1 protein-coding gene is annotated in these 312 nt (G+C 67.0%); it reads left to right on the top strand.

All coding sequences use genetic code 11. The annotated features are described in order from the left end of the window. Positions 1-312: hypothetical protein (locus ACZYUB_RS16650; RefSeq protein WP_463949347.1), on the top strand; the 312-nt coding region annotated here is incomplete at both ends.

The following is a 312-nucleotide window of genomic DNA, read 5'->3' on the forward strand; positions in this document are numbered from 1 at the left end:
GGCGACTGCGGCGCCGGTGGTGACCATCGTCGAGGACAGCAACAATGACGGCGTCATCAGCCGTACCGAAATCAGCGGCAAGGTGGATGTGAGCGTGGCCCTGCCAGCCGGAGCGGTGGTCGGTGACACCCTGAAGGTGAGTGGCCAGGCGGACCATGTGCTGACGGCCGAGGACCTCACGGCCGGCAGTGTCCGCTACCAGTACGACCGTCCGGCGGATGGTCAGTCCCTGAGTGTCACCGCCAGCGTGGTCGACCAGGCGGGCAACGTCTCGGCCGAGCACAGCGACAGTGCGACCATGGGGGATACCAC

The sequence above is a fragment of the Pseudaeromonas sp. HNCC25DJ182 genome (assembly GCF_055413365.1).